The 8506-nt window shown below is 70.8% G+C and carries 7 protein-coding genes and 1 pseudogene; 6 read left to right on the forward strand and 2 right to left on the reverse strand.

What is annotated here, in order from left to right:
• Positions 1-96 precede the first annotated feature (96 nt).
• A pseudogene (locus tag M3N57_01240) lies at positions 97-444 on the reverse strand (DNA recombination protein RmuC).
• A gap of 414 nt (positions 445-858) precedes the next feature.
• On the opposite strand from M3N57_01240, the gene M3N57_01245 reads away from it, so the two are divergent.
• The 4 genes from M3N57_01245 to M3N57_01260 all read left to right on the forward strand — a co-directional run bounded on the left by M3N57_01245 (position 859) and on the right by M3N57_01260 (position 4134).
• A complete protein-coding gene (locus tag M3N57_01245) occupies positions 859-1455 on the forward strand; it encodes an isochorismatase family protein (GenBank protein MDP9021330.1) in 597 nt (198 codons plus the stop codon).
• Entirely contained in the window at positions 1452-2810 is a 1359-nt protein-coding gene (locus M3N57_01250; GenBank protein MDP9021331.1) for a nicotinate phosphoribosyltransferase, read from the forward strand. Before M3N57_01245 ends, M3N57_01250 begins: the two co-directional genes overlap by 4 nt.
• A gap of 158 nt (positions 2811-2968) precedes the next feature.
• Positions 2969-3481 carry a type 1 glutamine amidotransferase gene (locus M3N57_01255; GenBank protein MDP9021332.1) on the forward strand — a complete coding sequence of 171 codons (513 nt, stop codon included), beginning with the start codon at positions 2969-2971 and terminating at the stop codon, positions 3479-3481.
• Between the two features lie 113 nt (positions 3482-3594).
• The gene (locus M3N57_01260) at positions 3595-4134 is read left to right on the forward strand and encodes a DUF488 domain-containing protein (protein ID MDP9021333.1); all 540 of its coding nucleotides are present in this window, start codon (positions 3595-3597) and stop codon (positions 4132-4134) included.
• A 34-nt stretch (positions 4135-4168) separates the two neighbouring features.
• On the opposite strand, the gene M3N57_01265 is transcribed toward M3N57_01260, so the two are convergent.
• Positions 4169-5320 (reverse strand): glycosyl transferase, encoded by a 1152-nt coding sequence (locus M3N57_01265; protein ID MDP9021334.1) that lies wholly within the window; start codon positions 5318-5320, stop codon positions 4169-4171.
• A gap of 95 nt (positions 5321-5415) precedes the next feature.
• On the opposite strand from M3N57_01265, the gene M3N57_01270 reads away from it, so the two are divergent.
• Together M3N57_01270 and M3N57_01275 are read left to right on the forward strand one after the other, a co-directional pair.
• Positions 5416-6498 (forward strand): glycosyltransferase family 4 protein, encoded by a 1083-nt coding sequence (locus tag M3N57_01270; protein MDP9021335.1) that lies wholly within the window; start codon positions 5416-5418, stop codon positions 6496-6498.
• A 7-nt stretch (positions 6499-6505) separates the two neighbouring features.
• A partial coding sequence (locus M3N57_01275; protein MDP9021336.1) for an amylo-alpha-1,6-glucosidase occupies positions 6506-8506 on the forward strand: 2001 nt, incomplete at its 3' end.

An 8506-nucleotide genomic window follows, 5' to 3' on the forward strand; every position in this document is an offset into this window, starting at 1 on the left:
CACCACGCAGGATTTCGCCGACGGGATCGAGCAGGCCTGACGCGACAACGTGCGCCGACGTCGCTACCCGCCGGGCCCGCTCCTCGGGTCGGTGGCCGCCACCGCCTCCTCGCGCCAGCCATGCGCCGCGGCACGCAACAACGCGATCAGCGTGGTGGGGGTCGCCATGATCACCCGCTGCTCCGCCCCGACCTCGACCAGGGCCGGGTCGTGCTCCAACGCCGCCCCGAAGAACGCCTCGCCAGGCAGGAACATCACCACGAAGTCGGACGCGGACGAGAACTGCGTCCAGTAGGACTTCGCGCGGAGTCGGGCGACGTGCTTGCGGACCTGGCGCGCATGGTCGACCAGGGCATCGCGGCGTGCGTCGTCGCTGTCGGCCTCCACCGCGCGCAGGTAGGCGTCCAGTGGCGCTTTGGTGTCGACCACCACGTGGCGACCACCCCCAGGTCGTGCACCTGCTGCGACAACGCCCCGTACGCACGCGCCCGGGACGCCTCGAGGGCCCGCACGTGGTCGTCGAACCGTCCCAGGGCGTCGTGCAGCGGGGCGACCGCCCGCGCGACCGCGTCCGCCGTCGCCGGGGCTGCATGCGCTGGCCCCCCGAGCCGGAGCACCGTCCACGTCGCGACCGCCCCGAGCGCGGTACCCACCAGCAACCACACCAGCTCCACCGGGCCGTTCCCTTCATCGTCGCTTCGGTGTCGTTGACGCCCCTGTCGTTGACGCCTCTGTCGTTCCACCTGCGTCGCATGATCCCTGCACCGTGTGACATCTCTGGCACGGCCGCCACGTTCGCCCCCCACTACCCTCGGGACGAGGACGCCGCGAGCACATCCACCCCGACAGGAGGCAGCGATGGCAGACATCACCTACGACGAACGCACCGCCCTGATCGTGGTCGACACCCAGAACGACTTCACCCACCCCGACGGCAACCTGTACGTCGACGGCGGGGACAAAGCCGTCCCGGCGATCAACGCTGAGATCGACCGCGCCCGACAGGCGGGGGCCTTCGTCGTCTACACCCAGGACTGGCACCCCCAGTCCACGCCGCACTTCGAGAAGGACGGCGGGGTGTGGCCCGTGCACTGCGTCGAGGACAGCTGGGGGTCGCAGTTCTACGACGACCTCACGGTGGTCGACGACGCACCGGTCGTCCGCAAGGGCACGGAAGGCGGCGACGGGTACTCGGGGTTCAGCGTCCGCGACCCCGAGAGCGGTGAGGAGAGCGCGACTCAGCTGGACGCGATCCTGCGCGAACAGGGCATCGAACGGGTCGTCGTGGTCGGCCTCGCCCAGGACTACTGCGTGAAGGAAACCGCCGTCGACGCCGCGAAGAAGGGCTACGCCACCACGGTGGTGTCGGAGGCGACCCGGGCGGTCAACCTCCAGCCCGGTGACGGCGAGAAAGCGCTCGAGGACATGCGTGAGGACGGGGTGCGCATCGCATGACCGACGCCCCGTCCCGCTTCGACCTGCCCGAGCACCTCGGGCTGGCGACGGACCTCTACGAGCTGCGCATGGCACAGACTTGCCTGCGACACGGCATGACCGAGCCCGCCACGTTCAGTCTCTACGTCCGCGCGTCGACGCAACGTCCGTGGCTGCTGGCCGCCGGAGCAGCACACGTGCTACAGCTGCTGGAGCGTTTCCGCTACGGACCGTCCGAGTTGGAGTACCTGGCGTCGCAGGGGTTCGGTGACGACCTCCTGTCGTGGTTGGAGGCGGTCGAGCCCGCAGGAGAGGTTTGGGCCGTTCCGGAAGGAACGGTCGTGCTCGCCGACGAGCCGCTGGTCGAGGTGACCGCGCCGCTGCCGTGGGCGATGCTGCTGGAGACGACGATGCTGAGCGTCGTTCAGTTCTCCACCGTCATCGCCACGAAGGCGGCACGCTGCAGCCTCGCCGCACGTGGCAAGGCACTGGCGGACTTCGGGTTCCGCCGCGCGCATGGCCTGCATGCCGGGATCGAAGCGGCGCGCGCCGCCTACGTGGGCGGCGTGACCAGCACATCCAACGTCGAGGCGGGCCGCCGCTACGGCATCCCCGTGGTGGGCACGATGGCGCACGCCTTCGTCCAGGCGTTCGACGAGGAGGTCGCGGCCTTCCGCGCGTTCGCCTTCGACCATCCCGACAACGCCATCATGCTGGTCGACACCTACGACACGGTGGGAGGAGTGCGCAACGCCATCACGGTCGGGCGCGAGCTCCGCGAGGAGGGCGCTGACCTGAACGGCATCCGTCTGGACTCCGGCGACCTCGTCACGTTGGCGAAGGAGTCGCGGGCCCTGCTCGACGGGGCCGGCTTCCACGACGCACAGATCTTCGCCTCCGGTGGCGTCGACGAGTACCGCATCACCGAACTCCTCGACGCTGGCGCACCGATCGATGCGTTCGGGATCGGGACGGCGCTCACGGTCTCGCGCGACCACCCGGCTCTCGACATCGTCTACAAGCTGGTGGAGTACGCCGGGGATCCGCGCGCGAAGTACAGCGCGGGCAAGGTGCTGCTCCCCGGCGCGAAACAGGTTTTCCGCCACGGGTCACCCGCCGAGGACATCATCGCTGTGCGCGGCGAGGACCTGCCGGGCGACACCCTGCTGGAGCCCATCTGGCGCGACGGTGAGCCGGCGGCCGTGGACGGGCTGGAAGCGGCACGCGAACGGGCGGCGGCGCAGCTCGAGCAGCTCCCCGACGGGTGGCGCCGATCGAAGTTCGGGGAGGAGCCGCCCCGGCCGCGCCTGAGCCCGGGGTTGCAGGAGCTCGCCGACCGCATCTGGCCGGAGGACGTCGAACGCGTCGCTCCCTGAACGCGGCGCGGGTGTCGACCGGACGAAGGACGGATCGACGGCTTCTTCGAGAAGTCACTGACCTTCGTCGGTGTTGGTGAGTTGAGGTCGCCGCGACGGTCGCCCATCGTGACTGGGAGGCGAAGATCAACACGGCGATCTGCAGGAGGACGACGTCCATGGCGAGGATCGCGTTCGTTGTCGGACCTGAGTACGAGGACAGCGAGTTCGAGCAGCCCTACAACTCGCTCCGCGACGACGGGCACGACTGCGTGGTCATCGGGACGGAAGCAGGCGAGGAACTCCGCGGCAAGCGCGGGAACTCGTCGGTCACGGTGGAGACCACCGTCGATGCCGTCAACCTCGACGAGTTCGATGCCCTGGTGATACCCGGGGGGTACGCCCCCGACAAGCTCCGCCTCGACGGCGGCATCGTGGAGTTCACGCGGAAGTTCGTGGAGTCGGAGAAGCCGGTTGCTGCGATCTGCCACGCGGGGCAGCTACTGTCCGAAGCCGAAGTGGTGGAGGGCAAGCGCATGACGTCGTGGCCGTCGGTGCGCAAGGAACTCGAACTGGGCGGCGCCGACTGGGTCGACGAGGAGGTCGTCGTCGACGGCAACCTGATCACATCCCGGGGGCCTGACGACCTTCCGGCCTTCATCGGAGCGATCAGGGAGCACGTCGCCCGTTGAGGGGGTGAACCACACCAACTTCAAGCCGCGGGTCGAACACTTGCCCAAGTGATCGGCCGCGTCCGGGGCGGGGCGTTAGCCGCGAGCGCCCCGCCACCACCGCGGAGGGTCCCGTGCGTCTACTGACGGTAGGCCACGGGACCCTCCCATCATCCGATCTGGCGGCGCTGCTCGAGCGAGCCCGGGTCGACCTGCTCGTGGACGTCCGCCGCTACCCGGCCAGCCGTCGACACCCGCAGTTCAACCACGACGTCATGGCGCACTGGTTGGGGCGAGCCAGCATCGACTACCGCCACGAGCCCGACCTGGGCGGGCGCCGACCCCCCGCGCCCCGATCACGCCACATCGGCCTGACCCTTCCCAGCTTCCGCGGCTACGCCGAGCACATGGGAACCGACGACTGGCGGCGGGCGTTCGAGCGGGTCCTCGCCGTGTCGCGTGAATGTGCCGTGGCGCTGCTGTGCGCCGAGAGCGTGTGGTGGCGTTGCCACCGACGGTTGATCGCCGACGTGGCAGTCCTCGTCCACGGTGTCGACGTCGACCACCTGTTCCACGACGGACGGGTGGGACCGCACCGTGTGACCGACGCCGCCCGCGTCGAGGACGGCGCCGTGGTGTACGACGTCGGCGCCGACCGCCCTCTGGTCGAGTGACGTCCCGCCACGGCACGGCGCCAGCTCGCCGAGCTCAGCGAAGGCCGCGCCGCTCGATCAACTCGGCCGCGCGGTCCCGGCCGAGACCGGTCGCGTCGTGGGCGGCGCGCCGTGCCGCGTCGCGGTACCGGCGGTCGCCGATGACGGTGGCGACAGCGTCGCGGATGCGGTCGGGAGTCGCGTCCGCCCACCGCAGGCGCAGACCCGCCCGGGCGCCCACCACACGTGCAGCGGTCTCGAGCTGGTCGCCGTGGAGCGGGACCGCGACCAGTGGGATGCCGGCCGCGAGCGCCTTGGCGACGAAGCCGCCACCGGCGGTGCCGACAGCGCACGCGGCGCGCTCCAGCAGCGGACCGTGGCGGCCACGGCCGACCACGACCCGATCTCCGCCCTCCAGGCTCCGGACCGTGGTGGCCACCACCCGCACCGGCTCGGACCGCAAGCCAGGCAGCGCCCGTTCGACCAGCGATTGATCCACCCCGCTGGCCGTGGTGTCGCTGACCACCACCAGCGGTTCGTTGCCCGGGGTGGGTTCGAGGACCGGCCACGAGGGCGGCTCCCAGCTCAGTGCCCCGACCACGAACGTGCGCGGTGGCCAGTCCGGCCGGGGGGGTTCCAGCGCAGGGAGGGTCGCGACGAGCCGGAGCGTCGGTCCTCCCGCACCCGACAGCCCCAGCCGGCGGCGTGCCTCCGCCCGCTGGCGGCGACCGTCCGCCATCGACCGCCGCTGACGGCGGCGGATGTGGCTGTGGGACACGCGCCGGAGCGGGTTGCGGGTGGGCAGCGCGCCCAGCCCGACGGGAGGGAGCACCTTGGAAGGCCGGGAGAGCCAGTGCGGCACCACCTCCGTCCACGGACGGTCGAGCAGCTCAGCTGCGAACCCGCCGGTGGCCGTCAAGCTGTCAGCGACGACGTGATCGACCCGCAGCGGGTCCAGGACCGCCGCGAGCGCCGGGGCCTGCACCGCGCCCCTGCCCCACAGCCGCCAGCCGAGGTCGGCATCACGGTCGTCGGCGGCGGCCTGCGGCAGTCGTTGGAACCGGCAACGGGCGTCCTCCACATCGCGGCGCCACCGCGCCTCCGCCACCACCGTGACGTCGTGCCCGCGGTCACGGAGCCCGACGGCGACAGCCACGATCGGGAGCAGATGACCGATGTCGGATCCGGCGACGGCGACGACCCTCATCTGGAACCTCCTCGGCAGTCGCAGCGTCCCACGGTGGCCTGCGGCGGGCCAGCTGGGCGGAGTCGCTCCGGGCAGCTGCCGCTACCCTCGATCGGGTGGCCCCGACAGGGAACCCTCCGGGCATGAAGATCCTGCTGATCGCCCCGCCGTGGTTCGCCGTACCGCCCGAGAGCTACGGCGGGATCGAGTGGATCGTGGCTCTCCTCGCCGACGGCCTGAGCGACGCCGGACACGATGTCACCCTCGTCGCCTCCGGCGGTTCGGAGACGCACGCCAACCTGCACACGGTGTACGACACGCCACCCAGCGAAGCGATCGGCGACCTGGCGCTCGAGCTGACCCACGTCCTGGCGGGCTACCTCGAACCCGACTCGGTCGACATCATCCACGACCACTCGGGACTGATGGGCCCCGCGCTCGGGGCGATCGCCAACCAGGTCCCCGTCGTCCACACCCTCCACGGTCCGTGGACCGACCAGAACCGTGACCTGTACGCCCGCCTGTCCGACCACCTCCACCTCGTGGCGATCAGCCACAGCCAGGCGGAACAGGCCCCCGATGGGGTGAGGGTGGCCGCGGTGATCCACAACGCGGTCGCCCTGAACCGCTACCCGCTGTCGACCCACAAGGACGACTTCCTGCTCTACGTCGGACGCTCATGCCACGAGAAGGGCCCGGAGGTCGCCGTCGACGTCGCACGCCGGCTGGGCCGGAAGCTGATCATGGCGATGAAGGTGAACGAGCCGCCCGAACACGAGTACTTCCACCGCGAGGTGGAGCCGCGCATGGAAGGCGCCGACGTCGATCTGCGCACCAACGTCGAACACGAGGAGAAAGCCGACCTGATGGGCCGCGCGGCGGTGGTCGTCGACCCGATCCAGTGGGAGGAACCCTTCGGCCTGGTGATGATCGAGTCGATGGCCTGTGGGACCCCGGTCGTCGCCTTCGCCAAGGGGGCCGCACCCGAGATCATCGTGGATGGGCGCACCGGGCGCCTCGTCCCCCCCGGCGACGTCGACGCGATGTGCGCCGCCGTCGCCGAGGCCGAGCAGCTCGATCCGCTCGAGTGTCGCAGTCACGTCGAAGACCAGTTCAGTGCGGAGCGGATGGTGGCCGAACACGTGCAGCTCTACCAACGCGTGGTGCACCGGACGCACGGCACGGCACCCGACGCGTAGAACGAGCGTGGGACAAGCGATCGCATCCGGGCCTCACGACCAGATCACCTGCGTTGTCGGTGACTCGTTCGTCATCTCCGACGCCGCGGGCGACGTCCGCCACGGTGACCAGGGCCTGTACGTGCGCGATACCCGCTTCGTCAGTCGCTTGGAGGTCACCGTCGATGGCGCCCGCCCGCGTCCGTTGGCGGGGCGGGCGACCGGCGCTTCATCGGCGGGGTTCTTCGGGTGGCTCCCCTCCGACCCTGACGCGTCGACCGACCCCTCAGTGATCGTGAAGCGTCGACGGGTCATCGACGGGTCACTGCACGAAGAGATCATCGTGGACAACGCGGGGCGCGCCGAGACGGAGCTCCACGTCGAGGTCTCGTGCGGGACGGACTTCGCCTACATCTTCGACGTCAAGCACGCCCGTCAGCTGCCGCTGGCTCAGCCCAACGCGGTCCCCGGTGGGCTGCGGTTCGAACGATCCGGCGGACCGGAGACCGTCGAGATCACCGCGACTCCCGAACCGGTCGTGATCGGCGACTGCCTGCGGTTCCCGCTCGTGCTGGCACCGGGGGCGTCGGCGCGCATCTGTCTCGACGTGAGCGTGAAGGACCGCCACGGCACGGTCACCCCGGGGGCCGGCTGCGAGCAGCTCGACCGGCTGCGCACAGCGACCGTCTCGCAGCGGCCAAGCGTCGAAGGCCCGGTGGTGCACTGCTCCGACCTGCGGATGGCACGGCTCGTCCGCCGCAGCCTCGAGGACCTGACGTCGCTGCAGATGCCAGATCCCGACGCACCCGACGACGTGTTCTGCGCCGCGGGCAGTCCGTGGTTCCTCACGCTCTTCGGACGCGATTCGGTGTGGGCGGCGTTCATGGCGCTGCCGTACGACCTGCGACTGGCCGGAGGGACGCTGCGCGTGCTGGCCCGCCGTCAGGGACGCCGCGTCAACCTCGACACCGAGGAGGCCCCGGGCAAGATCCTGCACGAGGTCCGGCGCGGCAGCCTCTCACACCGCGGTCCCCTGCCGCAGGTCTACTACGGCACCATCGACGCCACCCCCCTGTGGGTCGTCCTGCTGTCAGAGGCGTGGCGGTGGGGGCTCCCCGAGGAAGAGGTCGCTGCACTCCTGGACAACCTCGAAGCGGCCCTCATGTGGATGCGCGACTACGGAGACGCCGACGACGACGGCTTCATCGAGTACGTGCGGCACGGCGACAAGGGACTAGCCAACCAGGGCTGGAAGGACAGCTGGGACGGCGTGCAGTTCGCCGACGGACGCGTCGCCACCGCCCCGATCTCGCTGGTCGAGGCGCAGGGCTACGCCTACGACGCGGCGGGGCGCGGCGCGGAGATCCTGGATCACTTCGGCCGTCCGGGAGCCAACGAGTGGCTGAAGTGGGCCGCCGAGCTGCGTGAACGCCTCCACCGACGGTTCTGGACATCCGATGAGCTGGGCTCGTACCTGGCCATCGCCCTCGACCGCCACGGGGACATCGTCGACGCACCGGCCAGCAACATGGGGCACGCGCTGGGCAGCGGCATCCTCGACGATGATCAGGCCGCGCAGGTCGCGGCACGCCTGGGACACCCAAGCCTCGACAGCGGCTGGGGCCTGCGGACCATGGCAGCCACCGCCGCGGGGTACAACCCACTCTCGTACCACGGCGGTTCCGTGTGGCCCCACGACACGGCGATCGTCGCCTGGGGGTGCGCTCGGACCGGGAACGACGCGGTCGCCGGCCGGCTGGTCAGAGGCCTGGTCCGCGCCGCGCCCTTCTTCGACTACCGGCTCCCTGAGCTGTTCAGCGGTGTGCCGCGGACACCGGCGGGCTTCCCCGTCCCCTACCCCACGGCCTGCCGACCGCAGGCGTGGGCCGCCGGGGCGGGCCTGCTGCTGCTCCGCGCATGTCTCGACGCCCAACCCGACATCCCCAACGGGCGCCTGACGCTCCGACCGCTCCAACCGTTCCCGTTCCGCCGGCTGGAGCTGCGTGACATCCCGCTGGCCGGGGGGCGG

The organism is Actinomycetota bacterium (assembly GCA_030776725.1).
Lineage (GTDB): Bacteria > Actinomycetota > Nitriliruptoria > Nitriliruptorales > JAHWKO01 > JAHWKW01.

Excerpts from the sequence above, each read along its gene's own strand:
- M3N57_01250 (MDP9021331.1), top strand. The coding sequence starts at position 1,452 with ATGACCGACGCCCCGTCCCGCTTCGACCTGCCCGAGCACCTCGGGCTG.
- M3N57_01265 (MDP9021334.1), bottom strand. The coding sequence starts at position 5,320 with ATGAGGGTCGTCGCCGTCGCCGGATCCGACATCGGTCATCTGCTCCCG.
- M3N57_01255 (MDP9021332.1), top strand. The coding sequence starts at position 2,969 with ATGGCGAGGATCGCGTTCGTTGTCGGACCTGAGTACGAGGACAGCGAG.
- M3N57_01245 (MDP9021330.1), top strand. The coding sequence starts at position 859 with ATGGCAGACATCACCTACGACGAACGCACCGCCCTGATCGTGGTCGAC.